We start from the raw sequence: 24,798 nt of genomic DNA on the forward strand, positions 1-24,798 counted from the left end.
CAATGGTTAATGTGTAATGAGTAATTTAATTACAAATTACTCATTACCAATTGAAAACGGATTGACCGCTCTCAAGTCGGAAAAAGCTCCGGCTTGGGGCGGTTTGCCGTCTGTAAGGTTCACCTTTTGCCGGAGAGGTCGAGCGGCAGTGAGCGCAGCGTACGCCGTCCGAAGCGGAAAAACCGAACAGGTAAAATCCGGCGTACATATTGACGCAGGGATGCGCATTCCTTATTATTAATTTATTGTGCTTATTCGCTATGGAACGGACGAACGGGGCAAACCCGTCAAAAAGGCTCTCATCTACACAAAACTTGAACACGGCATTGCAAAAGATAAAATCGACGTCGACGCGCTCAGGATAATCGAGCGGCTGCGCGGCGCGGGTTTCAGCGCGTACATCGTCGGAGGGGCGGTGCGCGATCTGATCGTCGGAAACGTTCCGAAAGATTTCGATATCGTCACCGATGCGACGCCGAATCGCATCAAAAGAATTTTCAGAAATGCGCGCATTATCGGGCGCCGTTTTCGGCTCGTACACGTCGTATTCGGATCGAAGATTTTTGAAGTGAGCACTTTTCGTTCGACTGTCGACGGTTCCGTCGGAAACGAATTCGGTTCTATGGACGAAGACGTAAAGCGGCGCGATTTTACGCTCAACGCGCTGTACTACGATCCCGTAAAAGAACAGGTCATCGATTACGTCGGCGGCATGCGCGACATCAAAAAACACGTCCTTCGCCCGGTCATCGCGCTTGACCGCATCTTCGTCGAAGATCCGGTGCGTATGCTGCGCGCGGTAAAGTATTCGGCGATGACGGGAGCACGCATGCCTTTTTCGCTGCGATACAAAATCCGAAAAAGCGCACATCTTCTCGAAACGGTGTCTGCTTCCCGCTTGACCGAAGAACTTTTAAAAATCATCAACAGCGGCCGCGCTTACGATATCGTGCGTGAAGCGCTCGAAACCGACTTGTATATGTACTTGCAGCCCGCGGCGACTGCTCTCATATACGAAAGCAAAGATTTTGAAAGCTCGTATATGAAACATTTGCAAGCGCTCGACGAATTGAGCGCATCGGACGGCGATGTGCGGCTCGGAAGGAAGCTCGTCTTTATCGTGCAGGATTTTATCGAAACGCTCACCGATTGGAAAAAAGAAGTCGCCCTTCGCACGCCTTCCGGAGAGCTGTACATACGGACGTGGAGCGAATGTAGAAAGTACGTGCTTCCGATGAATCCTCAGCGAACGGAGCTCGAATTCGCCGTCCGCGCGGTGCTGCAGACGCTCGGCGTTTCGGTCCGCTCTTCAAAAAAGCGGCGAAAGCCGATCGGACACGCAGACGATCAATAAGATCCCGTTTTTTGATTAATTAATAAAACTGAAAATGAAAATACCGCTTACGCCCGCGTGGAGCGGCGCCGAAGGCGGCCGCCGGAGCGAGAAGAGCGAGCGAAGCGGCCGAGCGTGAGCGAGCCGCGGAAGGCGGGATGGCAAAAAAGTGCCGTCCGAAAATGTCAAAGGTAAAATCGAAAAATTATTAATTTTTTATAAAACAAATTTCCGACAGCCTTACCCGGGGGCGCGTTCGGTTACTTTGTCGATGATGATATTCGCTTCTTCGATAAAGGTGCCGGTCGTGCTTTCGACGGCGTCGATGATGGATTTTTGCAGGCCGTCGACGCGCTTTGTAAGCGGAGTGCCCGATGCGGACTGCGCGTCCGAAGGGATGTCGATCGTAATCGTGAGTTTGTAGCCGCGGCTGTCGGCCGCAATAGAAATTTTTTTGACGACAATCGCGCCGTCGCAGCCTGAGATGCACGAAACGGTGAGCTTTACGATTGCGGCTTCGGAAACGTGCAGGCGGTTTTGCTTTGAAAATTCGGGTTGTACGATCGATTTTTCGACGACTTTATTTTCTTTTCGGATAAGCGATAAGGGATTGAGGCGGTGAAAGCGGAAGCGGATGCCGCCTGAAAATATTTTCGGGTCGAGCTTCCTCACTTCCGCCGCTGCCACGGGGATAACGTGTTTGCCTTCGATTTGGCGCGACTTTACGGCGAGCGCGATTTCGTCTTCGGTCGAAATGTCTTCGATGCGGATTATCTTCGACGGCGGGGGCAGCTGCAATCGGGAGGCGATACGCATAACCATTTTTTCGGACGTGCCGAGTATGAGGATGCGCCTGATGTGGTAGCGTTTGATTTTTCGCGCGATTTCGTCGCGGTGTTCTTTGTCGTCGAAGAGTGCGACGCGGACGGCGCCCAAAAACGACTGTTCGCTTTTTGCCGAATGCCCCGCAAGAATTTTATCGGCTTGAATGAGCAGTCCGTCGTCGATGATGGCGCGAAGCCCGAAACGCGCGGCGACGAGCTTTGCCTTATAGCTTTTGCCGGTGCCGCTCCCGCCGACGAGCGCGTATACGGTATCGGGTTTGAACGGCTGAATCAATTCGCTTACGACATTACGAAATATCCGCACTGCTTTGCCTTACATCCTTATCTTACAGTATAAGCCACTTCCGCCAATTCGGCAATATTTTATCGTTGAACGATTCGAAAGCGGCAGGCAGCGTTGATGTGATGACGGGCGGAAGACCGACGGGATTTTCGCCGATGCGCACTTCGTACGCGTGAAGAAAAAAAGTTCGGGCTTCGTCGATGCGGCTTCCTCCGTACGCCGTATCGCCTAAAAGCGGAAAACCGTGAAACGCGGACTGGGCGCGGATTTGATGCATACGCCCCGTTTCGATTTCGTATTCGGCGAGCGTTACGCTTCGTCCCTTGTACGATGCGCGGCAAAGGGGCTTCGCTTTTGTGATCGCGCGTTTTGCGCAGTGTATTGCGGCGAGCGAGCCCGATGCCGCGCCGCTTGCTGCGCACACGGTTTTGTCCGCTCGACCGCTTGCGCGGTTTTGCAGGTTGCCCGTGCCGCTTGCGAGGTTTTGTATGTCGCCCGCACCGGCCGTACTGCCGGACACGACGCGCACGGTATAAAAGAGCGCTTTCGACTCATCGTTTTTTTTAATAAAATCTTCCCACACGCATTCGCTTTCCATGTCGCCTTCGACGAGCGCGATGTATTTTTTTCGTATGCGATGCGCTTTCAGCTCTTTCGAAAACCACGCAGCTCCTTCAAGACTCCACGAAAAAAAGAGGATGCCCGTCGTATTTTTATCGAGGCGATGGAGGGGGCCCGCGACAAAAGAGAGCGAGCGTTTTTCTTTCGGCACGGATGCCGCGTAATAAGCGGCAATTTTTTCGGCAATCGAATTTTTTCCTTGAACCGCTGCACCGTACGGTTTGTCGATGACAAGAAAATGTTCGTTTGCAAAGACGACGGTGTAGGGCAGGGGGGCTGCTTTGTACACCCGCCGATTTTCGTTCGAGGCGTTTCCGTTGCCGGAGGATTTTTCGTTTTGCAGTAAAAACGATGCGATCGATACGACGTCTCCGCTTTCGATGCGCGCATCGGGTTTTACGCGTCGGGCGTTTACGAGGATGAGCCCTTTGCGGAGAGCGCCGTACACGGAAGAAAGGTTTGCACCGTGCAAAAAGCGGCGGAGCACTCTGTCGACCCGTCTTCCGCCGTCGTCGCTTCCCGCAGCAAAATCCGTAAAATCCATAACGACAGTATAGCTTACATCCGCGCGATGTGCTATATTCGATATATGAACGAACGCGATGAAATACAATATGCCGACGAGAGCGGCACCTACGAAGCTTCTCTTGCCAAAAGCCGGGAAATCGAAAAAGATATTCAACTCAATCCGAAAAAATACCGCGTGCTCACGGGCGACCGTCCGACGGGAAGACTGCACATCGGGCACTATTTCGGATCGCTTCAAAACCGCGTGCGGCTGCAAAATCTCGGTGTTCCGACCATGGTGCTGATCGCCGATTACCAAGTGCTCACCGATCACGACGCTTTCCGCGAAATCAGCCAAAATACGAAACAGCTCGTCATCGATTATCTTGCGGCGGGGATCAAACCGGGAAAAGACGTCGTCATCTATCCGCACAGCTACGTACCCGAATGCAATCAGCTCATGCTGCCCTTTTTAACGCTCGTGTCGAACGCGGAGCTTATGCGGAATCCGACCGTCAAAGAGGAAATACAGTCCGCCGGTATAAAAAACGTAAACGCCGGCATGTACACGTATCCCGTCCATCAGGCATGCGATATCCTTTTTTGTAAAGCGAACGTCGTTCCCGTCGGAAAGGATCAGCTTCCGCACCTCGAAATGACGCGCACGATCGCGCGGCGCTTCAACGACCGCTTTGCAAAAGACGCTCCCGTGTTTCCCGAACCCTATGCGCTCCTTTCGAAAACGCCGAATATCAAAGGGCTTGACGGCAGCCAAAAGATGAGCAAAAGCCGCGGCAATGCGATCATGCTGTGCGCGAGCGAAGACGAAACGGCGGCTTTGATACAAAAAGCGAAAACCGACGGCGAGCGGCGGATCACCTACGATCCGGTAAATCGTCCCGAAGTGGCGAACCTTTTACAGCTCATTTCGCTGTGCACGGACGAAGCTCCCGAATCGATTGCCGAGCGCATCGGAGACGGCGGCGGAAAAATGCTTAAAAGCCTGCTCACCGAAAGCCTCAACGAAAAACTCCGCCCGCTCCGCACCGAGCGGAAAAAACTCGAAAAGGACGAAGCGTATATCAAAAGCGTCCTCATTGACGGCATACGAGCCGCTCGCGCCGTTGCGGAAAAAACGCTCGACGAAGTGCGGGCGGTCATGAACATGGCGATATAGGGAAAGTATGAACATCATTTCGTGGAACGTAAACGGTATCCGCGCTGTTGAAAAAAAAGGATTTGTCGACTGGCTCGCCTCCTGCAAAGCCGATATCGTGTGTATTCAGGAAACGAAAGCAAAACCCGAACAGCTTTCGCCCGCTCTTTTGCAGCCCGCAGGCTATACGTCCTTTTTTGCATCGGCACAAAGGGCGGGCTACAGCGGCACGGCGCTCTATACGAAAAAAACGCCCGACAAAGTCGAATACCTCGGAGATGCCGCCTACGACGCGGAGGGTAGGGTCGTGAGCGCATATTTCGGAAAGCTCGTCGTCATAAGTGCGTATTTTCCGAACAGCCAGGACGGCGGCAAACGGCTCGAATACAAGCTCGGCTTTTGCGCTTCGATTTTAAACTATCTCGATACGCTTGTCAAAAAAGGTTTCGACGTCGTGCTGTGCGGCGACTACAATATCGCGCATAAACCGATCGACTTGGCAAACCCTAAAGCGAACGAAGGCAATGCGGGCTATCTTCCCGAAGAGCGGGCGTGGATGGACGAATTTACATCACGCGGCTATACGGATACGTTCCGAATGTTTTGCGCGGAACCCGAACGGTATACGTGGTGGAGTTACCGTTTTCACGCGAGGGAAAAAAATATCGGATGGAGAATCGATTATCAGTGCGTAAACGAAAGCTTTGCACCGCGCATACTATCGAGTGAAATTTTGAGCGACGTTACGGGAAGCGATCACTGCCCGATACGGCTTACAGCGGATGCGTGAGTTCCGCCGCACATTCGATGCTTTGAATGTGCGGCTGCGTTTTTTCGAAGACCGTTTTATTTTTTCAAAGCAGCGGCATCGCCGCCTGCGGCTTTGACCGCTTTTTCGACGGCTTCAAGGATCGCACGGGACGTATTCGTCGCTCCCGAAACGGCGTCGACTGCGAGCGTTTGTTTTTTTACGATCGCATCGGGAATCTTTGCGAACGCGGGATCGGAAAGACCCGGCGTTTCTTTGTGCGAAACGACTTTAATGCTTTTGATCGCATTTTTTGAAAAGGTTACGTCGAGCGTTACATCTCCGTTATTGCCCTTCGCCGACTCTCTGTAGGTTCCCGCTTTGTACGAGACGTCTTTACCGCTTGCATACAGCGAAAACATTCCGATTACGGCAGCCGCCGCAATCACACACAGCTTTTTCATAAAATCATACCTCCTGTTTTTCTGTACACAGAGATTCGCATGAGAAATTTTATTATTAGAAAAAATCTCGTGTAATGTAAAAAAATCGGCTGCACTCCCGGCAGCAGCCCTGCCGTTCACCGCGGCTGACCGTAATTGGAATCGGACTGCGCGAACTTTTTTTGCAAAAAAGTTCGCTTGCCATCGGCCAGAGCGGCTCGGCGGCATTGCCGCTGCCTCGTGTTCCGCCTTTTTTATGTAATTATACGCCTCTTTTCTGTGTATACATTTCTCATGCGCAATCCCTGTTCTCTTATACAGTCTTTTCGAATTCGTTTCGAATGATAAACGATATTTGAAAAAATCTCCAGACGTCCGTCACATATTCCCGTTTTCATTCGGGCTTTCGCGCTTCGAGATTTCATCCGCACGGGCAATCAGTTTTTTTGCCGTATCGATTTCAGCAGGGAAAGGATATTTTTTCGAAATCTTTTCCAAGCGGGCCTTTATACGGGAAGCTTCGCGAACGTCTTTTTCTACGAGGAGCGCATACGCGTATTCGGTCTGTATGACCGACGGCACATTTTTCATTCGTTTCATAAAATCGATTTGCGTTTGCGTTATTAATTTTTTCAATGTGCCGTCGTCTCGTTCGCCTGTAGACTCGTAATAGATGCGCATACAAGTCAATAAGCCTTTGGCTGTACCTGAAAGAGCGTGGTTTTCCGAAAGCTCGTTTTCGATAAGCGCGCACACTTCTTTCGGCTCGCTCCCTGTTTCTGCCCGTGCAAGGAGGCGCACCGTGCGTATCGATGCGGCATAGACACTCTGCGTATCGTCGGTTTCATTAAACCATTCGGAAGGGATGTCTTCGAATTTTACGCCGCGGTACTGCGCCGCGCTTATTTTTTCGCAGGCCCAAAACGATTTCCGTATATTTTTATGTTTTAATAGATCGAATAATTGCTTTCCGTCGGTATTGAGCAATTTTGTCTTTATCGGCAAAATCGAAACGATCGCAATATACGCATTGACAAAAGCGGGAAACAAAAATGCGTGAGGGAAAAACAATACTCCGCTTCCGATGCCGAATGCAAAGGCGAAAATGCAGACAAGCGCGAAAAATGCGTTGCCGAAAGTGCCGCCTAAAAGATAGAGTCTAAAAGGGAAGCTGCCGTCTTTCATATCGGGCACTTCCATAGCGCAAAAGCCGAGCGCTCCGGGAAGTTTATAGACAAAGCGCCGCAGGCGTCCGTCCCGCATCAAAAAAAGATGGTGTCCGAAACCGATTGCAGCGAATGTATACCCCGTCAAAAGACCGAAAATCAAATGCCCGAATTCGTGAACGATTACCGCAGAGGCAATCGACAGGCAATACGCAGTGCCCAGTAAAACGATCGTCGCTACTGTCGTAAAAAACGCGGAAAGGGAAAATCCGAATTTATGTATCGATGCAAACAAAATGATGCCGAGACAAAAAGCGATATACGTTATAAAAAACAGTTTCGGAAATCTGCGGCGCTTTTTCATTTTACATCCTTTTCATCTTTTCGGTATATATTCCGTGCGATCGCCAAAAGCTTCTCTTTTGTGTTTTCTTTCGGATCGTCGAGTACGGTGTCGAAAAGTTCTTTGAGCACGCGCCCCATCTCTTTTCCCCGAGGTATTCCGGCGTCTGCAAGATCGTCTCCGCTTACCGCCAAATCCTTGAGCGAAAGCGCCGAATTTTCTTTTTGTACGGCTTCGATCCGCTTTTTCAATTCGACGATATTTTTTCCGACAGCGCTGTCGTGCATTCGCACGGGTTCCCGCTTCATGCCGTAGATATCGGCAAGGCGCAAATCGAAGAGGTCGTCGATACACTCCGTTCCAGTGCGCACGATAAAGCGGCGGACGGCGGCATCGCTCCATGCGCTTTCGTAATGGAACATGTATTCGGCTACGAGATGCGAAACCGAAGCGACGGTTTTTGCCGGAAAGCGAAGGCGCGTGAGGATTTTTTTCGTCATTTCGGCGCTTATCCGCTCGTGGTTGTAAAACGTTATCATTTCGATGCCGTTTTCAGTGAGTACCCGCTTGGTTTTCGGCTTTCCGATATCGTGAAAGAGGGCTGCAAGACGCACGGTGAGATTGTCTTTCGGTGCGCCGTCGCAGGCGTAAAAGAGGTGATCGAGCACGTCGAAGTCGTGAAAGCCCCGAGAGTCGGACTGGAGACAGCCGCGCCCTTCGAGGAGTTCGGGGATAAAGAGGGCGAGTATACCCGTTTTTTCGAGCATTTTCAGCGCGACCGAGGGTTCATCGGAAGCCAGCATTTTAATGAATTCGTCGCGAAAGCGCTCAATCGAAATTTTTTGAACGACGGCGAGCGTTTCGCCCTCGAAAATGTCTGAATATGTATACTTTTCTATACGGAATTGCAATTGCGCGGCGAATCTGATCGCTCGAACGGGGCGGAGACCGTCTTCTCCGAAGCGTTCGTGCGGATTTCCGACCGCACGGATGAGTTTTTCTTTGATGTCGGCTCTGCCGGAAAAGGGGTCGACGAGTTTTCCGTCGGCGAGGTCGACGGCGATCGCATTCATCGTAAAGTCCCGCCGCGAAAGGTCGTCTTCGATCGACGCCGCATAGGCAACGCTGTCGGGATGCCGTCCGTCCGAATAGCTCGATTCGGTGCGGAAAGTCGTCGTTTCGATGTGGTACCCCATGAGGTGCACGGTTACCGTTCCGTGCGCGATCCCCGTCGGAATGACGCGATGAAAGAGACGCATGACGTCTTCGGGCTTTGCATCGGTTGCAACGTCGTAATCGTGCGGCGGAAGTCCCATGAGTATATCGCGTACGGCTCCTCCGACGAGGTAGGAGCGGAAACCGCTGCGGGAAAAAATCTCGTGCATTTTTTTGAGGACGGGAGGAATTTTTATGTTCTTTGCGCTACTATACATGTATGAGCGATTATAAGTTTTCCGAGCGGAAAAAGTCTATACGCTGCACGATCTTTACCGGAGGCGATGCCCCGGAGCCTGAAGCGGTCGAATCGTACTTTACTTTCCATGCGCCCGACATAGTCATCGCTGCGGATTCGGGACTCGATACGCTCAAGCGTTATGCGGACGCGTTCAAAAACGGGGAAGCGGCATCCATCGATTTGACGCCCGATCTCATCGTCGGGGACTTCGACAGCATTTCCGATATAAAGCTCATCGATGTGTACGGGCGGAGCGATGATGAAAGTCCGCAGTTCGGAGAAAAACGGGGAGCGGTGCGCATCGAGCGCTTTCCCTGCGACAAAGATTTTACCGATACGGAACTCGCTTTGGATGCGGCGTTCCGTGAAGCTTCTTTACAAAATGCAATTCCGTTTATCACGCTCATCGGAGGCGGGGGCGGCAGGCTCGATCACCTTTTGGCGATCTGCGATTCGTTTTGTACTCCGCAGCATGCCGACGTGTGGCTTCTTTCGAACGAAGCCGTCTATCTTTTAAAAAGCGGAACTGCTTGCGACATCTCCGATTTAAAACGAAATGACATCGTTTCCGTTGCCCGCACGGCTTCTTCCCGCACCGGAGGAAAGCTCGTATCGCACGGCCTTTTTTGGGAAAACTTTCGAAGAGAGGGTATGCCGAGCATCAGCAACCGCATTTCGGAAAATTATTTTACGGCTCGAAAGCCCGTGACGTTCAGCGCATGCGAAACGGATTTTTTGCTCATCCTGCCCTTGTCCGCACGGGTTACATTCCGTCCGCAAGAAAATCGATGAGGCGGGATGCGAACATGCACACAAAACCGAAAGCCGCCGTAAAAAGCATAAGTGCGGCCGACACGATGTAGAGCGCGCGGCGAGCGGTATTTTTTTTGAGCGCATAGACGAGGGAGACGACGAAACCCGCAAATGAAAAAACGAAGAGCATGATAGCTGCGAGAGAAGCCGCGGTTAAAATAAGATATTGGTTTTCATCGAGAAAATTTTGATAATTTCCGATAGCGTAAAAAACGAGGAGAGAAAATAAAAAAAGTACGAAAAATAAAACCGTACGCGCCACGAGCCGGTATAAAACGGGTTTTGAATCGTCCTTTTCAATGTTTTCGCCGCTCATCGCCCCACCTTGCAGTTATCGCAAAAAAGATTATAATTTTGAGTATACAGAAAATACGTACGTAGAGGAAGTATGAAAAAGGTTATCGCGATATTTTTTATTTTACTTGTTTTGGCGGGCGTCGTGTTTTATTTCGGATGGACGCAGTTCAAAGTCGGCGCGGGCGAATGCGGCGTGCTCATATCGAAAACGAGCGGCGTCAACAGCGAGCCTGTTATGCCGGGCAAATTTTCATGGCATTGGGAATGTCTGCTTCCGACGAACGCGGTGCTCCGCGTATTCAGCTTAAAGCCGCGCTCGGTGACGAAAACCGTATCGGGCTCGCTTCCGTCGGCTGATGTGTACAGCACCGCTTTTCAATCGGCTCCCGATTTTTCATATCGATTCGATTTTATCTGTACGGCGCGCGTTACGCCTGAAAACATCATCGCCCTCGTAAAAAACGGTATCGTCACCGATGCGGAAAGCCTCGACGCATATCTCGATTCTTCGTGCACCGCTCTCGCGGGAAAAGCCGCGGCGTATATTTTAATAAAGTCGTCCGACAGCACCGACTTCCAGCCGGAAACCGTTACGTCGGAAGAGATCCTCGAAGGACTTCGCGCATCGGTCGATTATCCGAACATCGTCTTCGACAACTTTGCCGTTCTTTCGTCGAAGCTGCCCGACCGTACATTGTATAACAGCGCGCGCGACGCGTATATCGAAGCGCAGCACATACAGCAAGTGCGTACGGAAGCGCGGAATAGGGACGTAAACGAACTTTTAAAAACCTATCCCGAACTGCAGGGAAGTTTTTCCGGTACCGAAAAGAGCGGCCGATGACAAAACGTCTCTACGGTTTACGCGGAGCGACGGGCGCGGAAAATACGGCCGAATCGATTACGAAAGGGGTGTGCGATATGTGCACATCGCTTTTTAAACTTAACAATATCGCTCCGGAAGACATCGTATCGATACAGTTTACAATGACCGAAGATCTGAACGCAAAAAATCCCGCTTCCGCGCTCAGATGCGGACAAAACGAAATCGACGTTTCCGCCTGCGCGCTTTTTTGCAGTCAAGAAGCTTCTGTCCGCGGCATGGCGAAAGGTATGATCCGCGTACTCGTCACCGCATACATGGACGAGGGCGCCTCCGTGCGCCACGTATACATAAACGGAGCGGAAACGCTGCGCCCCGATTTTTCAAAAAAAACTACTTGACGAGATTTATATTATTATATAGTATGTGCCGACCTGCAGCGCCGATTTAGCTCAGCTGGTAGCAGCGCGTGATTTGTAATCTCGAGGTCCAGGGTTCGAATCCCTGAGTCGGCTTTTTGGGGAGTTTCCAGAGTGGTCAAATGGGACAGACTGTAAATCTGCTGGCTATGCCTTCGTAGGTTCGAATCCTTCACTCCCCATTGCGAAAGGGGCTGTCCAAAAACTGAAGTTTTTGGACAGCTTCCTTGATTTTATGTGCGACGTTTAAAATTAAGTCATTATAATATAAAGACTTAATTTTAAACTCGACAGGCTGTCGAGAAAGTAACCGACTTTTGAGACAGCCCCTTTTTCTTTATACTGATACCTATGCCGGCTTTTTTTGACGACGGTCTTTATTTTGAGTGCAACCGATGTTCCCGCTGTTGCAGAATCGAACCGGGCTTTGTCTTTTTGTCGCAAAGCGATTTGACGGATCTGTGCCGATGGTTTAATCTGTCCGAAGATCAGTTTATTAAAACCTATTGTCGTCTTGTTCCTCAGTATGACGACGAGTACCTTTTGTGCTTAAAAGATACGGAAAATTACGACTGCATTTTGTGGAAAGACGGCTGTACCGCTTACGGCTCTCGTCCCGTGCAGTGCAGAACCTATCCGTTTTGGACGGGATTTTTGACGGACAAAGAATCGTGGGAAAAGGAAAGTAAGTCATGTCCCGGCATAAACCGCGGAAAGCTTTGGACAAAGGATGAAATAACGGCCGCGCGCACGGCGTACGAAAACAACGAGCCGCTCAAGTTTAAGCGCGGAGGGGAGCACTGATGAAAGTATGCTTTTGGGGAGTGAGGGGTTCCATTCCGACGCCTCTTACGCCCCGTCAGATCCAAGCGAAAATCACGGCGGTCGTCCAGCGCATTACGCAAAAAGACATCGCGTCGGAAGACGCCCGTGAACGCTTTATCGCTTCTCTTCCCGAGTGGCTGTACGGTACGACGGGCGGCAATACGCCCTGTGTCGAAATAAAAAGTGCAAACGGTACGGAAATCGTGTTCGACGCGGGTTCGGGTTTGCGCGTGCTCGGCAAAAACGGCGTAAAGCCCGCCGACAATCACTACAATCTGCTTTTATCGCATTTCCACTGGGATCATCTGCAGGGCTTTCCGTTTTTCGACGCGATCTACGACCCTTCGGTTAAAATCGATATCTATTCGACGTTTCCCGCGGCTCCCCGCATCCTCACTTCTCAAATGTCACGTCCGTATTTTCCGGCGCCCTTTGACGTATGCGCAAAGCGGATCACCTTCCATACGGTAAAAGCGGGTGAACCGTTCAGCGTCGGAGGAGTTCCCGTATGCTGCTGCAAGATGTCGCACCCGGGGAATTCGTATTCCTATGCGATAAGTGAAAACGGAAAGAAATTCGTGTACGCGACTGATGTCGAACTTTCGCAAAAAGATTTCGAAAAAACGAGCGCACGCATAAAAGTGTTTCAGGATGCCGACGTCATCGTGCTCGATTCTCAGTACACGGTTGCCGAAGCCTATCAAAAAGAAAACTGGGGACATTCCGCGTTTTGCTATGCGATCGATTTTGCCGTTCACTGGAACATCAAAGCGGTGTACCTCTTTCATCACGAACCGACGTACGACGATAAAAAACTTCATTCGATTTTGCATGCGGCCAGGTGGTACGCGCAGTACGTCGAGCATGCGAATATGCAAGTCTACCTCGCGACGGAAGGCGCGGAGATAAATCTATGACGGATGATGTAACGAAACCCGCTTCTCTTTCGTTTTCATACGATTTTTCACCGAACGAAACGGCGCTTATCGCGCATTTTTTCCGCGACCACGAAGAAAGCGTTCCTGCGGGTCTTGAAAAATTTGCGCACGCCGTGGAAAAAGCGGTGTATAATTCCATTTCGATCGGAGATGCGGAGCGGTTTTATTCATGAGACAAAAAAAATCAAGCGGAACGGCGGAGCACGATCCGCGCGGTATAAGAGTATTCGGCACAAAGGGGAAGCGCGTTTTGTACGCATCTCTTTCCGCACTCGCGCTTTCAGCGATTATCGCTTCTCTTTTTTTTATATACGAAACGCGGCCGGTATCGAGCGCGGATGCGGCGATAACCGAACGTATCGAAGTTCCGGAAGGGATGACGGTAAAAAGATTTGCCCGTACGCTCAAAGAAAAAAAACTCATCAAAAACGAAAATGCGTTTTACCTTGCCGCACGTTATTTCTTGTTCCGTATTCTTGCAGGCGGCGCAAAGCTCAAGCTCGAAAGCGGCGTGTACCGCATTTCAAGCGATATGAGCGTCGCCGACATATTCACCCTCGCATCGTCGGGAAAGAGAGAATACGTGCGCACAGTATTCCCTGAAGGATTGACGATTTCGAAGATTGCCGAGCGCCTCGAAAGGGCGGGTATCTGTTCCGCCGCGGATTTTAAAGCCGCAGCGGCAGACGGCGAACTCATAAAAAAATACGATATCCGCTCATCGACGCTCGAAGGCTATCTTTTTCCCGATACCTATTTTTTTACGCATGACATGGCCTCTTCGTCGGTCGCCGATATGATGGTCGAAAATTTTTTCGAACACATACGAGCCGATCCTTCTCTCGCATCCCTTTCGCCCGACGAGCTCCGGACGACGCTCGTTCTCGCGTCCATCGTCGAGCGGGAATACCGTGTCGCGGACGAAGCGCCGCTCATTGCAAGCGTGTTTAAAAACCGCATCGCAAAAAATATCGGCTTGTATTCGTGCGCGACGATCGAATACATCATCACCGAAATACAGGGCAAAGCGCATCCCGACGTCATCACGTACGACGATTTGAAAATCGACAACCCCTACAATACGTATAAATGGGCGGGGCTTCCGCCGACTCCGATTTCGAATCCGGGCATGATCGCGTTGAATGCGGCGGCGAATGCGCCTAAGACGAATTATTATTATTTCCGCCTCAAAGACGAAAAAACGGGCAGGCACGCGTTTTCGGAACATTTCGACGAACACATACAGGAAGGCGTGCGCTATAAGACAAAGAAGGCGGCGGAAAGCTGATGGCGTCTCTCATATCGCAGGATACGATCGAAGCCGTCCACAATACGTCCGATATCGTTTCGATTGTCGGAGAATACACGAAATTGACGAAGCGGAGCGGCAACGATTGGTGGGGCTGCTGTCCGTTTCACAACGAAAAAACCGCGTCCTTTCATGTCGACGGCGATAAAAAATTTTATTACTGCTTCGGCTGCCATGCAAGCGGTGACGTCATCAAATTCGTCACGGAGACTGAAAAGATTTCCTACGCCGACGCCGTGCGCTCCCTTGCCAAACGCGCGGGAATCGAAGTGACGTATTCGGGAGGCGACATACCCGAAAGGCCGAAAGAAGAGGGCATAAAAGATCTCTATATCGATCTCTACGAGCGTACGGCAACTCTCTTTCACTACCTGCTCACTGAAACGCCCGGAGGAAAAGACGCGCTTTCGTATATCACCGGCCGCGGTATCACAGCCGAAACGATAGCGGCGTTCAAACTCGGCTATGCACCCGCCGACAGAAGCTGGCTCAAAAAATTTTTGCGCGGAAAAAATTTCAGCGACGAATTCCTTGCGGGTTCGGGGCTGTTCAGCAAAAACTATCCCGACACGGCGTTTTTTTCCGATCGCCTCATGTTTCCGATTTTCAACAGAAGAGGGCAGTGCTGCGCGTTCGGCGGCCGTCTATTGCACGGAGACGGACCTAAGTATTTGAATTCGGGCGATTTGATACAGTACAAAAAAGGCGAAACGCTTTACGCGTTCAATTTTGCCAAAAATAAAATCCGCGAAGAAAAAAAAGTGATCTTTTGCGAAGGCTATATGGACTGTATCGCCTATCACCAGTGCGGCATTTCCTACGCGGTAGCGCCGCTCGGAACGGCGCTCACGGAAGAGCAGCTTCGCATGGTGCGCGGTTTTGCGGACACGATACTGCTTTCTTTCGATTCGGACAAAGCGGGCGAGGCGGCGACCGTGCGCGCGATCATCATGTGCCGCTCGTTCGACTTTACGGTAAAGATTATCAAACTTTCGGAAGGTAAAGACCCTGCGGAGATCATGGCGGCTTACGGGGCTGAAACCTTGACAAATGACGTAAACAATGCTATATTGGACAGTGACTTTCTTTTATCCAAATTGCGCAGCGATTTTGCCGTCGATACCCCTGAAGGCAAAACAAAGGCATCGCTCGAGTTTTTTCGGTATGTCGACGCGCTCCGCTCCGATATTCAAAAAGAGTCATGCCTTGAGCAGCTGTGCCAGGCATTCAATCTAAAGCCGGAGGCTGTGAAGAGAGATTTTGAAAATCGCGAACAAGCCCGCGACCGCTTAAAAAACCGGCAGCAATCACCGACAGGCAGACAGAATTCGGATATCTCCCTCAACGCCGAATTGCGAACCGTTCTCGCCGTCATCGCCGAACTCGACCTGTATACGGTCATGCGCGCGGAAATCGCCGTTGACGATTTTGAAGACCCTCTCGCAAAAAAATTATTTATTATCTTGGAAGATTGTTTCAGAGAAAAAGCCGTATCGATAAGCGGCATACTGAATCGATGCGATGATGAAGAACTCGGCCGGATGATTACGCGTGTCATATCGTCGGGTGAGTTTTCCCAAAACGGAGGCCGCATCGTAAACGACGGCATAAAGCTTATCAAGCGGAACGCGCTCGAACGTAAACGGAGCGCGCTCATGAGCAGAATCCGATTATTCAATCCCGCGACGGAAAGCGATCGCGATCAGCTCGAATCGCTTCTTGCGGAAAAAATGAAGCTCGACAGCGAATTAAAACAGTGACAAAACAGGTACCGAAAAAAAATATGGATCAACAAAAAGAGCAGAACGAGCAGGAAAAAGATCCCAACGTACAAAAACTTTTCGAATACGCAAAAGAAAAGTCCGTCGTCACGTGGGACGAAGTGACCGATATGCTGGGGCAGGATTTCGTCAATTCTCCGAAAATGGAAAACGTGCTTCGCCTTTTTTCAAGCGAAAATCTGCAGATCGTCGAAACCGACGATTTGCTCGTCGAAGAAGACGGCGACGAACCGGAAGAAGATGAAGAAGCTGCAGAGGACGACGATATCGCGGATGACGACATAGCCGACGGCGTTTCGAGCGAAGCGGCCGAAGTCGCAAAAGCCGTCGACCTCGTCAAAAGCCGACTCGTCAACAGCGATAAAGATGCGAGCATCGACGATCCGATCCGCCTTTATCTGCGTGAGATCGGTAAAGAAAATTTACTCACCGCCGAACAGGAAGTCATCCTGTCGAAAAAAATGGAAAACGGCAAAAACATCATCAAAGACGTCATAAAAAATTCGGGCATCATGATCCCCGAATTTTTCATCGTCGCTCAAAAAGCGTTTACGAGGATCGACATCCACGAACCCGGCCGTCCGCGAAAAGAGATAAACGAAGAGATGGCGGAAAAGCGGCGGCTCAAAAGCTGTTACAGCGAATACATCAAACCCGTGCTGCCCGAAATCAAGCAGTACATGACGATCAAAAAACAGCTTTTCGAAACGGATCAAACCGTACGCATATTCGATACGCCGCAGCTCGTTTCGCTTCGCAAAAAAATTCAGCCGCAGCTCCAGCGAATCGACATACAGTCCGAAGAGCTCGATAAATTTACGATGAAGTTCAGGGATGCGATGCGGAAAATCGCAGACTATCATCAAAAGCAGGAAAGAAAAATGAAAGAGCTGCGCGTCGTCAACATAGCCGACCTCCGCAGTCTCGGCCGGCGAATCGCGGTGCGTTCCGAATCGGCAAAGCTCGAAAGAGAGCTCAATATGACGACCGACGATATCCGCGACATCTACACGCAGATTCAAAAGATCGACAGAAAGCTCTACCGCCTCGAATACGAATTCGAAAACAGCATCGACGAAATTTTGAGTATGGGTAAAGAGATCGAACGCGGTTCTGCAATGATGGAGCAGGCAAAAAACAAGCTCATCAATGCGAACCTGCGCCTCGTCGTTTCGATCGCAAAAAAATATACGAACCGCGGTTTGCAGTTTTTCGATTTGGTACAGGAAGGAAATATCGGCCTCATCAAAGCGGTCGAAAAATTCGAATACCGCAAAGGCTTTAAATTTTCGACGTACGCGACGTGGTGGATCAGGCAGGCGATCACGCGATCTATTTCCGATCAGGCGCGCACGATCCGAGTTCCCGTACACATGATCGAGCAGATCAATAAAGTCGTGCGCGAATCGCGCCAGCTCATGCAAAAGCTCGGACGCGAGCCGAGCGACGATGAAATCGCGCAGCAGCTCGGCTGGCCGGTAACCCGCGTCAAGCAGGTGAAAAACGTCGCGCGCGAGCCGATTTCGCTTGAAACGCCGATCGGCGAAGAAGAGGATTCGCTGCTCGGAGATTTCATCGAAGACAAAGAAGTCGAAAATCCCGCCTCTCAAACGGCGGACACGCTGCTTCGCGAACAGATCCGCTCGGTACTCGACACGCTGCCTCCGAGGGAACAGGAAGTGCTCAAAATGCGTTTCGGACTCGACGACGGCTATTCGCTGACGCTTGAAGAAGTCGGCTTGTACTTCAACGTTACGAGAGAGAGAATTCGGCAAATCGAAGCGAAAGCGCTCCGGCGTCTCCGCCATCCGCGGAGGGCAAACGGTCTTCGCGACTACATCGATCCGGCTCAGCAATAGGTCATTGTAGACACAACGTTTTTTTTATTATAAGATAGGCTGTTACTGACCTCTAAAAGATTATAATTTTCAGAGGTCTTCCTTAGATTTATGCATCTGGAAGGATAAAATCGACATGGTGATGACAAAGGTTTTCGACAAATTAAAAGATCTGCAGGAAATACTCGTACACAAATACGATCTCGAAAAAAAGATAAACGAAGCGCCCAAACAGCTTTCGTCTCAGGAAGAACTCCTTGAGCGCATGAAAAAAGAATTCATCGGTAAAAACACCGACTACGAAGAAGCGCGAGCGAAAGTCGCTCGATTGCAAAACGAACTCGACGAAGCGGTCAAATCGCGCGAATCGGGCGAAAAGGGTATGGACAACATCACGACGCACCGCGAATACGAAGCGCTCGACCGTCAGATATCCGAAGCGTCGCTCAAAGAACAGGACATCCGAAAAGATCTGCAAAAAGAAGAAAAGATGCTCGCCGATTTGAACGACAACTTAAAGCAGGTTGAAGCGATGATCAAATCGCAGGAAGCCGACCTCAACGCCGGTCGTACGTCTTTGGATAAAGAGCTCAATTCCTACAAAAGCGAACTTGCGAGCTTGCAAAAAAAAGAAAATAAAATTACGCCCGACCTCGATCAGGAAATATTATTTAAATTTCAGCGCATCATTCAGCGCAATACGCAGGGCATCGTTGCGGTTAAAAACGGTGTCTGTCAGGGCTGCCGTATGATCCTTCCGGCGCAGTTCGCAAACGAAGTGCGCAAAAACGAAGATATTTTATTTTGTCCGTATTGCAGCCGCATTCTTTACTACGAAGAATCGAACGAAGCCGAACAACAGGAAAGCTTTTTCAAACTTGACGATACGGAAAGTCTTGCAAATCTCGACGACGAAGATTTCGAAGAGGACGAAGACGAGGAAATCGAAGAAAAAGAAGCCGCTGCCGATGACGAAATCTTTGATGAAGAAGACGAAAGCGAAGACGATGAAGATGAAGGCGGCGACGAAGATGAGGACGATCAGTCATAAGCGTTTTCTGACGGCGCTGATGTTTCCGCTGCATATATGTTTTTTGAGATACGGGTATGCAGGGTTATGCGAAAAGCGCCGCGCATAAAAATCGGTAATAACAGACGGGATATAACCGCGCGGATTTTTTCTGATGAAAGAGAAAACCCGTGAGGCAAAGTCCGGGCTCCGCCGGAAAAAATGCCGGGTAATCACCGGGCGGATGCGGAAACTGCAGAAATGCAAAGCCCGCATTCGACAGACAGTGCAGCAGAAAATATACCGCCCGTCTTCCATGGCGGGTAAGGGTGAAAAGGCGGTGTAAGAGACCCCCGCGCACCCGGTAACGGGTGCGGCAGTGCAAACCTCATTCGGAGCAAAACCGAGCGGCAGCGGGTTTTCCGGACCGTAACTGCGGGTAGGTTGCTTGAGGCGCAGGGTAATCTGCGTTCGAGACAGATGGTTATGTCGGATCACAACCGATACCAGAACCCGGCTTATCGTCCCGTCTGTTTTTTTATAAAATTTTAAATTGACGTTGGTAATGTGATTTTATTAAACGGTATGAACGGCAGCAGCAAACAAACGCGCATATTCAAACGCAAAAGCAATCTCGTACGCAATGCACTCATTGCGCTTTCCGTGTGTGTCTCTTTAGCGGCCCTTGTGTTTTTGTTTTACCGTTTTATCTTTTCGCGCCTGCCTGCAGGTGCTATGCGCTCTCTCCGTAAGAGCTGGCAGGCATACGACTATGAAAGCGTATATGAAACGAGCAAGGGTATTTTGAACACAACTCCGTTCAATAACGCTGCGCTCACGTATCACGGTTATGCGGCGTTTTACCTCGGCGTATCGTCTCTCGATAAAATGGCCGAGCAGAATTATCTCGACGAAGCGATCAACAGTTTGCGCCTTGCGCTCCTCGATGCGCAAAACTCGCTCAAACCGCAGCTTTCCTATATGCTCGGCAGAGCCTACTTTTATAAAAATACCGTTTCGTCGTATTATTACGCCGATCTCGCGGTAAAATATCTTGAACGGGCAAAAACGCTCGGCTATAAAGCCGACGACATAGCCGAATATCTGGGTATGAGCTATGCCGCGCTCGGCATGACGATGGACAGCATATCTTCGTTTACCGAAGCGCTCCTCGTCAGGGAATCCGATACGCTTCTTTTTTCGATTGCGGAACAGTATTATAAAGCGGGGCAAAACGCGGCGGCCGAACAGTATCTTTTCCGCGTCATAAAAGAATGCGACGATGAAAATTTGATCTTGAAAAGCCGCATGCTCCTCGGTAGTATTTACATTGCCGAAGAAAAATACGAAGATGCCGCAAAAGAATTTGCGGGTGTTTTGGAAAAAAATGCAAACTCCGCCGACGCGCATTATAAGCTCGGCGTATTATATGAAAAACAGGGCGATATGGTAAAAGCCAGATCGGAGTGGCGTACTGCGCTCCGCATACAGGTAAATCACCGCGGAGCTTTGGAAAAACTTACGGATTAAATCGTTTCGGGAGGCATAATAAAATGGGTCTGTTTGATAATTTTTCGATCGATATCGGAATCGATCTCGGTACTTGCAATACGCTGATCTATGTACGCGGCAAGGGCATCGTTATAGACGAACCGTCCGTCGTCGCCGTCGAAAAAGGGACAAAGAGAGTCAGAGCCGTCGGTGCCGAAGCGAAGAGTATGCTCGATAAAACGCCGAGCAGTATCATCGCGATCAGACCCCTTGCCGACGGCGTTATCGCCGATATCGACAGTACCGAAAAGATGATCAAATATTTTATCTCGAAGATTACGCCCCGCCATCAGTTTTTCCGCCCGATGCGCATGAGGATCGGAATTCCCTCGTGCATCACCGATGTCGAACGCAGGGCCGTCATCGAAGCCGCTCTCCGTTCCGGAGCGAAACAAGTCGAAACGATAGCCGAATCTCGAGCCGCTGCGATCGGCGCGAAGATTCCCATTTTCGAACCTGCCGGTCACATGGTGTGCGACATCGGCGGCGGTACGACCGAAGTGAGCGTCATCTCCCTCGGCGATATGGTCATTACGAACTCGATCCGCGTCGGCGGCGACAAATTCGACGAAGCGATCGTCAAGCACGTCAAAAGCGTTCACAATTTAATCATCGGCCGGCAGATGGCGGAGCGCTTGAAAATTCAAATCGGAAACGCCACTCCCGACAAAACGATAGAAAAGATGGAACTGCGCGGAACGGACGCGATCACCGGTCTTCCGCGCCGCCTCGAAATCGACAGCGTCGAAGTCAGAGAAGCTCTCAAAGATCCCGTTACGCGGATCGTCGAAGAGATCAAAAGCACGCTCGGACACACGCCGCCCGAACTCGCAGCCGACATCGTAGACCGCGGTATCGTTATGACCGGAGGCGGCTCCATGCTCAAAGGACTTCCGAAGCTTATCTCGAAAGAGACGGGTGTTCCCGTCATCCTCGTCGAACATCCGCTCGAGTGCGTTGCAATCGGATCGGGGGAAGCCTTCGAATTGTTTAAAGACAGGTCGGTCGACCGCGCGATTTACGCGAACTTCAACGACTAGCGGCGCATCATGCACATCCGTGTAAAATCGTCGTTCCGATTCAGGTTTCCCGAATTCGTACTCGCTTTGCTCCTCATCGTTTCGGGTATTTTTCTCGCGTTTACGACCGGCAGTTTTGTCGTCAACTTCAGCCGCATCGGCTTTTCGATCTTTTCTTCGGCGGAAAAAGGTATTTTTTTCGTAACGAATTCCGTCGGACGGCAATTTGCCGCAATGCGCGAACTGTCCGAACTCAAACGCAATTACGACGAACTCGTCATCAAATTGCAAAATTACGAACAGATGCAGCGGACGAACGCGGAAATACGCAAAGAAAACGAACAGCTTAAAGAACAGCTCGATTTCGTCAAATCGCTCGAACAAAAGAATTATCCCGCGCAGATTATCTCCCGCGATACGGATAAACTCTACGCGTCGCTCACCATAGATAAGGGAAGCGTAAACGGCATCGGCAAAAACATGCCGGTTATAGCATATCAAAACGGAAACATCGCCCTCGTCGGTAAAGTCATCGAAGTCGGCCGGTTTACGAGTTCGATTATGCCGATCTACAGCATCGACTGTACGGTTTCTGCCCGCATTCAAAATACGCGCGATTTGGGACTTTTATCGGGCTTCGGAGACGATACGAAGCTTTCGCTCAAATACATCAAAAAGCGCGTTATGGATACGCTCAATTACGGAGACGTCATCGTGACATCGGGCGAAAACGGAAACTATATGCGCAACATACCGATCGGCTCCATTTCCGAAATCCGCGTCGTCGAATACGATTCGTCTCTCGAAATAGACGTCGCTCCTCTCATCGATTTTGAAAGGCTTGAGACGGTTATCGTCGTCGATGTCAAAAGCGAAAGGGAGGAAACGCGATGAAGTCGTACATCGTATCCGCTCTCATACTTTTTTGCGCCGTCCTCATCGAAACGGCCGTCCTTTCGAATATCGCGTTTCTTCCGGCCGTACCCGATATCGTGCTTTTATGTTCGCTCTACATATCGTTTTTAAACGGCAAAACTTCGGGTGAAATAAACGGATTCGTTTCGGGCGCGTTTTTGGATTTTCTTTCAGCCGCTCCCTTGGGTTTTCACAGCCTGTACCGGACGCTCATAGGATACGTTTTCGGTGCGCTCGGAAGCGTTTTCAATTCCGACGGAATCGTTATGCCCGCCTTGTACGCGTTCGGAGCTACCTTATTGAAAGCGTTTTTCGTGTGGCTCATTTCGCTTCTTTTTCCGGCTTCACCCGCAGTTTACCGCGTGTTATCCCTTCCGTTTCTCTTCGAGCTCGCATGCAACACGATTCTTGCGCCCCTCGTCTTTAAATTTCTGTCGCTGTTCCGGTCAGTGCTTTCAACCGAAAGGAGGAGCGCGCTGTGACCGAAGACTTTTTACGGGGAGAGCGAAAAACCGTTTTATCCAAAACACAGCGCATTATCTTTTTGCGGATTGCGATCGTACTCTGTTTTGTGCTCTATATCTATCGGCTCTTTTCGATGCAGGTCGTTCTCTCCGATACGTACCGCACGCAGTCGCGCACGATTTCAAGTCAAGTTTCCCGTATTCCCGCACAAAGGGGGAAAATATTCGATCGGCATGCGAACGTACCGATGGTCATCAATACCGATTCTTTTGCCGTCGAAATAACGCCTGCGGAAATACCGGCAGGACATTACGATACGGTCGCTTCGCGCCTTGCGCAGTATCTCGGCATTTCGAAATTCGATATCGATAAGCGCATTCCGGAAAATCTTCGAAAATCGTACACGGCGATTCCCGTGCGCTCGAACGTTTCGTTTGAAACGATTTCGAATATTGCAGAAAATAAAATCGATTTGCCCGGCGTTTCATGGGTGTCGCGCCCGAGGCGGAACTATGTCGAAACCGGCTCTCTTTCCCATATCATCGGCTACGTGGGAGACATAACGCAGGAAGAGATCAACGTGTTATACAACCAAGGCTATACGCGCAACAGCGTCGTCGGTAAAACCGGAATCGAACGGCAGTACGATCAGCTTTTGCAGGGGACGAGCGGACTTGAAAGCCGCACCGTCGACGTTCGCGGAAGAATCCTTTCCGACAAAGCCGACGTACGCCCGCCGCAGCCGGGGAAAAATCTCGTGCTTACGATCGATTCGCGTATTCAGACGCTTGCCGAAAAGACGCTCGGAAACAGGGTAGGGGCGGTCGTGGTTTTAAAACCCGCGACGGGTGAAATACTCGCGCTCGTTTCCTATCCGTATTTCGATCCGAACATATTCAATTCCGATGACTACGCGCAGGAGTATGTAAAGCTGCGCGACAGTCCGGAAAAGCCGCTTTTAAACAGAGCCGTCGCCGCACAGTATCCGCCCGGTTCGACGTTTAAAATCATCATGGTGACGGCTCTTTTGCAGGAAAAAACTTTTTCGCCTTTTGAAAAAATCGAATGCAAAGGAAAACTCCTCTACGGCAACCGTATATTTCACTGCCACGTCCACGAACCCGGTCACGGCTGGCTCGATTTGAAAAACGCGCTCGCGCAGTCCTGCGACGTCTACTTTTGGACGATCGGACGCGATTACCTCGGTATCGACAAAATCGCACAGTATTCGACTATGTTCGGACTCGGAAAAAGCGCCGAAATCGATTTGCCGACCCAAGCTTCCGGCTTTATTCCGACAGCGCAGTGGAAAGAGCGAAAGTATCACGAACGGTGGCTCGGAGGAGATACGATGTCCGCATCTATCGGACAGGGCTATATCCTCACCACACCTCTCCAAATCGCGGACATGATGGCGATGGTGTGTACGGAAGGAGTCGTCTATAAGCCGCATCTGCTTAAAGAAGTGCGCGATCCTGTAACAAACGAAGTCATCACGGAAGTAAAGCCCGAAGTTTTATTTAAATCCGATATACCCGCCGACGTGTGGAAAACCGTACAGGAAGACTGCCGCTATACGATCACCGACGGCACTCCCCAGTACCCGATGCGCAATAAGCGTTTTCAAAGCGCGGGAAAGACGGGAACATCCGAAGTCGCCCAGTATAAAAACAGCTGGCATTCGTGGATGGTCGCCTACGCACCTTACGATGCCCCCGTTGAAGATCAAATCGTCGTTTCGACCCTTGTCGAAGCCGTAAACAAGTGGGAATGGTGGGCGCCCTATGCGACGAACATCATCATACAGGGTACATTGGCGAATCAAACTTATGAAGAAGCCGTAAATGCGCTCGGCTTTCATTATCTTCTTGCGAACGGGAACAGGCAGGAGTAGG

24 protein-coding genes, 2 tRNA genes and 1 other RNA gene are annotated in these 24,798 nt (G+C 50.5%); 21 read left to right on the forward strand and 6 right to left on the reverse strand.

Annotated elements, in window-relative coordinates; translation table 11 throughout:
- The first annotated feature begins 247 nt into the window (after positions 1 to 247).
- The gene (gene pcnB / locus HRI97_RS05980; RefSeq protein ID WP_253727231.1) at positions 248 to 1,354 is read left to right on the forward strand and encodes a polynucleotide adenylyltransferase PcnB; all 1,107 of its coding nucleotides are present in this window, start codon (positions 248 to 250) and stop codon (positions 1,352 to 1,354) included.
- Between the two features lie 219 nt (positions 1,355 to 1,573).
- On the opposite strand, the gene HRI97_RS05985 is transcribed toward pcnB, so the two are convergent.
- Positions 1,574 to 2,482, reverse strand: coding sequence for a hypothetical protein (locus HRI97_RS05985; protein ID WP_253727232.1), 909 nt, complete (start codon positions 2,480 to 2,482; stop codon positions 1,574 to 1,576).
- A 22-nt stretch (positions 2,483 to 2,504) separates the two neighbouring features.
- A complete protein-coding gene (locus HRI97_RS05990; protein ID WP_253727233.1) occupies positions 2,505 to 3,626 on the reverse strand; it encodes an RluA family pseudouridine synthase in 1,122 nt (373 codons plus the stop codon).
- A gap of 45 nt (positions 3,627 to 3,671) precedes the next feature.
- On the opposite strand from HRI97_RS05990, the gene trpS reads away from it, so the two are divergent.
- Positions 3,672 to 4,766, forward strand: a complete 1,095-nt coding sequence (gene trpS / locus HRI97_RS05995) for a tryptophan--tRNA ligase (RefSeq protein WP_180486241.1) — start codon at positions 3,672 to 3,674, stop codon at positions 4,764 to 4,766.
- A 7-nt stretch (positions 4,767 to 4,773) separates the two neighbouring features.
- A complete protein-coding gene (locus HRI97_RS06000) occupies positions 4,774 to 5,535 on the forward strand; it encodes an exodeoxyribonuclease III (protein ID WP_253727234.1) in 762 nt (253 codons plus the stop codon).
- Between the two features lie 56 nt (positions 5,536 to 5,591).
- Here HRI97_RS06000 and HRI97_RS06005 read toward each other — a convergent pair whose 3' ends face one another.
- From HRI97_RS06005 to HRI97_RS06015, 3 genes are all read right to left on the reverse strand, one after another.
- Positions 5,592 to 5,957 carry an FMN-binding protein gene (locus tag HRI97_RS06005; RefSeq protein ID WP_021330214.1) on the reverse strand — a complete coding sequence of 122 codons (366 nt, stop codon included), beginning with the start codon at positions 5,955 to 5,957 and terminating at the stop codon, positions 5,592 to 5,594.
- A 357-nt stretch (positions 5,958 to 6,314) separates the two neighbouring features.
- Complete coding sequence (locus tag HRI97_RS06010) at positions 6,315 to 7,466, reverse strand: site-2 protease family protein (protein ID WP_253727235.1); 1,152 nt, start codon at positions 7,464 to 7,466, stop codon at positions 6,315 to 6,317.
- The gene (locus HRI97_RS06015) at positions 7,463 to 8,878 is read right to left on the reverse strand and encodes a CCA tRNA nucleotidyltransferase (RefSeq protein WP_253727236.1); all 1,416 of its coding nucleotides are present in this window, start codon (positions 8,876 to 8,878) and stop codon (positions 7,463 to 7,465) included. Before HRI97_RS06015 ends, HRI97_RS06010 begins: the two co-directional genes overlap by 4 nt.
- A 2-nt stretch (positions 8,879 to 8,880) precedes the next feature.
- Between HRI97_RS06015 and HRI97_RS06020 the strand changes: the two genes are divergently transcribed.
- Positions 8,881 to 9,693, forward strand: a complete 813-nt coding sequence (locus HRI97_RS06020) for a thiamine pyrophosphokinase (protein ID WP_253727237.1) — start codon at positions 8,881 to 8,883, stop codon at positions 9,691 to 9,693.
- Here HRI97_RS06020 and HRI97_RS06025 read toward each other — a convergent pair.
- The gene (locus HRI97_RS06025; protein WP_180486235.1) at positions 9,665 to 10,030 is read right to left on the reverse strand and encodes a hypothetical protein; all 366 of its coding nucleotides are present in this window, start codon (positions 10,028 to 10,030) and stop codon (positions 9,665 to 9,667) included. The two genes, HRI97_RS06020 and HRI97_RS06025, sit on opposite strands and share 29 nt — an antisense overlap.
- A gap of 72 nt (positions 10,031 to 10,102) precedes the next feature.
- Between HRI97_RS06025 and HRI97_RS06030 the strand changes: the two genes are divergently transcribed.
- The 17 genes from HRI97_RS06030 (at position 10,103) to mrdA (ending at position 24,797) form a co-directional block, all read left to right on the forward strand.
- Positions 10,103 to 10,855 (forward strand): hypothetical protein, encoded by a 753-nt coding sequence (locus HRI97_RS06030; RefSeq protein WP_253727238.1) that lies wholly within the window; start codon positions 10,103 to 10,105, stop codon positions 10,853 to 10,855.
- A complete protein-coding gene (locus HRI97_RS06035) occupies positions 10,852 to 11,235 on the forward strand; it encodes a chorismate mutase (protein ID WP_253727239.1) in 384 nt (127 codons plus the stop codon). Before HRI97_RS06030 ends, HRI97_RS06035 begins: the two co-directional genes overlap by 4 nt.
- Positions 11,236 to 11,275: 40 nt before the next feature.
- Positions 11,276 to 11,349, forward strand: a tRNA-Thr gene (locus tag HRI97_RS06040).
- 4 nt (positions 11,350 to 11,353) lie between these two features.
- Positions 11,354 to 11,435 (forward strand) — tRNA-Tyr (locus tag HRI97_RS06045).
- Between the two features lie 169 nt (positions 11,436 to 11,604).
- Complete coding sequence (locus tag HRI97_RS06050) at positions 11,605 to 12,057, forward strand: YkgJ family cysteine cluster protein (RefSeq protein WP_253727240.1); 453 nt, start codon at positions 11,605 to 11,607, stop codon at positions 12,055 to 12,057.
- Positions 12,057 to 12,995 (forward strand): MBL fold metallo-hydrolase, encoded by a 939-nt coding sequence (locus HRI97_RS06055; RefSeq protein WP_180486230.1) that lies wholly within the window; start codon positions 12,057 to 12,059, stop codon positions 12,993 to 12,995. The genes HRI97_RS06050 and HRI97_RS06055 overlap by 1 nt, the downstream gene beginning before the upstream one ends.
- Positions 12,992 to 13,189 carry a hypothetical protein gene (locus HRI97_RS06060; RefSeq protein WP_180486229.1) on the forward strand — a complete coding sequence of 66 codons (198 nt, stop codon included), beginning with the start codon at positions 12,992 to 12,994 and terminating at the stop codon, positions 13,187 to 13,189. Before HRI97_RS06055 ends, HRI97_RS06060 begins: the two co-directional genes overlap by 4 nt.
- Complete coding sequence (mltG, locus tag HRI97_RS06065; RefSeq protein ID WP_253727241.1) at positions 13,186 to 14,304, forward strand: endolytic transglycosylase MltG; 1,119 nt, start codon at positions 13,186 to 13,188, stop codon at positions 14,302 to 14,304. Before HRI97_RS06060 ends, mltG begins: the two co-directional genes overlap by 4 nt.
- Entirely contained in the window at positions 14,304 to 16,085 is a 1,782-nt protein-coding gene (gene dnaG, locus HRI97_RS06070; protein ID WP_253727242.1) for a DNA primase, read from the forward strand. The genes mltG and dnaG overlap by 1 nt, the downstream gene beginning before the upstream one ends.
- Positions 15,995 to 17,965: an RNA polymerase sigma factor RpoD gene (gene rpoD, locus HRI97_RS06075; protein WP_385971943.1), complete on the forward strand. Its 1,971-nt coding sequence runs from the start codon at positions 15,995 to 15,997 to the stop codon at positions 17,963 to 17,965. The genes dnaG and rpoD overlap by 91 nt, the downstream gene beginning before the upstream one ends.
- Positions 17,966 to 18,086: 121 nt before the next feature.
- Positions 18,087 to 18,995 carry a zinc ribbon domain-containing protein gene (locus HRI97_RS06080; protein WP_436411272.1) on the forward strand — a complete coding sequence of 303 codons (909 nt, stop codon included), beginning with the start codon at positions 18,087 to 18,089 and terminating at the stop codon, positions 18,993 to 18,995.
- A 101-nt stretch (positions 18,996 to 19,096) separates the two neighbouring features.
- Positions 19,097 to 19,490: RNase P RNA component class A (gene rnpB, locus HRI97_RS06085), an RNA gene on the forward strand.
- Between the two features lie 30 nt (positions 19,491 to 19,520).
- Positions 19,521 to 20,483, forward strand: coding sequence for a tetratricopeptide repeat protein (locus HRI97_RS06090; RefSeq protein ID WP_252722090.1), 963 nt, complete (start codon positions 19,521 to 19,523; stop codon positions 20,481 to 20,483).
- Positions 20,484 to 20,506: 23 nt separating this feature from the next.
- A complete protein-coding gene (locus HRI97_RS06095) occupies positions 20,507 to 21,544 on the forward strand; it encodes a rod shape-determining protein (RefSeq protein ID WP_253727245.1) in 1,038 nt (345 codons plus the stop codon).
- Positions 21,545 to 21,553: 9 nt separating this feature from the next.
- On the forward strand, positions 21,554 to 22,417 hold the full coding sequence (gene mreC / locus HRI97_RS06100; protein WP_253727246.1) for a rod shape-determining protein MreC: 864 nt from the start codon (positions 21,554 to 21,556) through the stop codon (positions 22,415 to 22,417).
- On the forward strand, positions 22,414 to 22,920 hold the full coding sequence (mreD, locus tag HRI97_RS06105) for a rod shape-determining protein MreD (protein WP_180486223.1): 507 nt from the start codon (positions 22,414 to 22,416) through the stop codon (positions 22,918 to 22,920). Before mreC ends, mreD begins: the two co-directional genes overlap by 4 nt.
- Positions 22,917 to 24,797, forward strand: coding sequence for a penicillin-binding protein 2 (mrdA, locus tag HRI97_RS06110; RefSeq protein WP_253727247.1), 1,881 nt, complete (start codon positions 22,917 to 22,919; stop codon positions 24,795 to 24,797). Before mreD ends, mrdA begins: the two co-directional genes overlap by 4 nt.
- Position 24,798 lies beyond the last annotated feature (1 nt).

This window comes from Treponema socranskii subsp. buccale, assembly GCF_024181585.1.
GTDB lineage: Bacteria > Spirochaetota > Spirochaetia > Treponematales > Treponemataceae > Treponema_D > Treponema_D buccale.

Excerpts from the sequence above, each read along its gene's own strand:
- HRI97_RS05990 (WP_253727233.1), bottom strand. The coding sequence starts at position 3,626 with ATGGATTTTACGGATTTTGCTGCGGGAAGCGACGACGGCGGAAGACGG.
- trpS (WP_180486241.1), top strand. The coding sequence starts at position 3,672 with ATGAACGAACGCGATGAAATACAATATGCCGACGAGAGCGGCACCTAC.
- HRI97_RS06000 (WP_253727234.1), top strand. The coding sequence starts at position 4,774 with ATGAACATCATTTCGTGGAACGTAAACGGTATCCGCGCTGTTGAAAAA.
- HRI97_RS06005 (WP_021330214.1), bottom strand. The coding sequence starts at position 5,957 with ATGAAAAAGCTGTGTGTGATTGCGGCGGCTGCCGTAATCGGAATGTTT.
- HRI97_RS06010 (WP_253727235.1), bottom strand. The coding sequence starts at position 7,466 with ATGAAAAAGCGCCGCAGATTTCCGAAACTGTTTTTTATAACGTATATC.
- HRI97_RS06015 (WP_253727236.1), bottom strand. The coding sequence starts at position 8,878 with ATGTATAGTAGCGCAAAGAACATAAAAATTCCTCCCGTCCTCAAAAAA.
- HRI97_RS06020 (WP_253727237.1), top strand. The coding sequence starts at position 8,881 with ATGAGCGATTATAAGTTTTCCGAGCGGAAAAAGTCTATACGCTGCACG.
- HRI97_RS06025 (WP_180486235.1), bottom strand. The coding sequence starts at position 10,030 with ATGAGCGGCGAAAACATTGAAAAGGACGATTCAAAACCCGTTTTATAC.
- HRI97_RS06030 (WP_253727238.1), top strand. The coding sequence starts at position 10,103 with ATGAAAAAGGTTATCGCGATATTTTTTATTTTACTTGTTTTGGCGGGC.
- HRI97_RS06035 (WP_253727239.1), top strand. The coding sequence starts at position 10,852 with ATGACAAAACGTCTCTACGGTTTACGCGGAGCGACGGGCGCGGAAAAT.
- HRI97_RS06050 (WP_253727240.1), top strand. The coding sequence starts at position 11,605 with ATGCCGGCTTTTTTTGACGACGGTCTTTATTTTGAGTGCAACCGATGT.
- HRI97_RS06055 (WP_180486230.1), top strand. The coding sequence starts at position 12,057 with ATGAAAGTATGCTTTTGGGGAGTGAGGGGTTCCATTCCGACGCCTCTT.
- HRI97_RS06060 (WP_180486229.1), top strand. The coding sequence starts at position 12,992 with ATGACGGATGATGTAACGAAACCCGCTTCTCTTTCGTTTTCATACGAT.
- mltG (WP_253727241.1), top strand. The coding sequence starts at position 13,186 with ATGAGACAAAAAAAATCAAGCGGAACGGCGGAGCACGATCCGCGCGGT.
- dnaG (WP_253727242.1), top strand. The coding sequence starts at position 14,304 with ATGGCGTCTCTCATATCGCAGGATACGATCGAAGCCGTCCACAATACG.
- HRI97_RS06080 (WP_436411272.1), top strand. The coding sequence starts at position 18,087 with ATGACAAAGGTTTTCGACAAATTAAAAGATCTGCAGGAAATACTCGTA.
- HRI97_RS06095 (WP_253727245.1), top strand. The coding sequence starts at position 20,507 with ATGGGTCTGTTTGATAATTTTTCGATCGATATCGGAATCGATCTCGGT.
- mreC (WP_253727246.1), top strand. The coding sequence starts at position 21,554 with ATGCACATCCGTGTAAAATCGTCGTTCCGATTCAGGTTTCCCGAATTC.
- mreD (WP_180486223.1), top strand. The coding sequence starts at position 22,414 with ATGAAGTCGTACATCGTATCCGCTCTCATACTTTTTTGCGCCGTCCTC.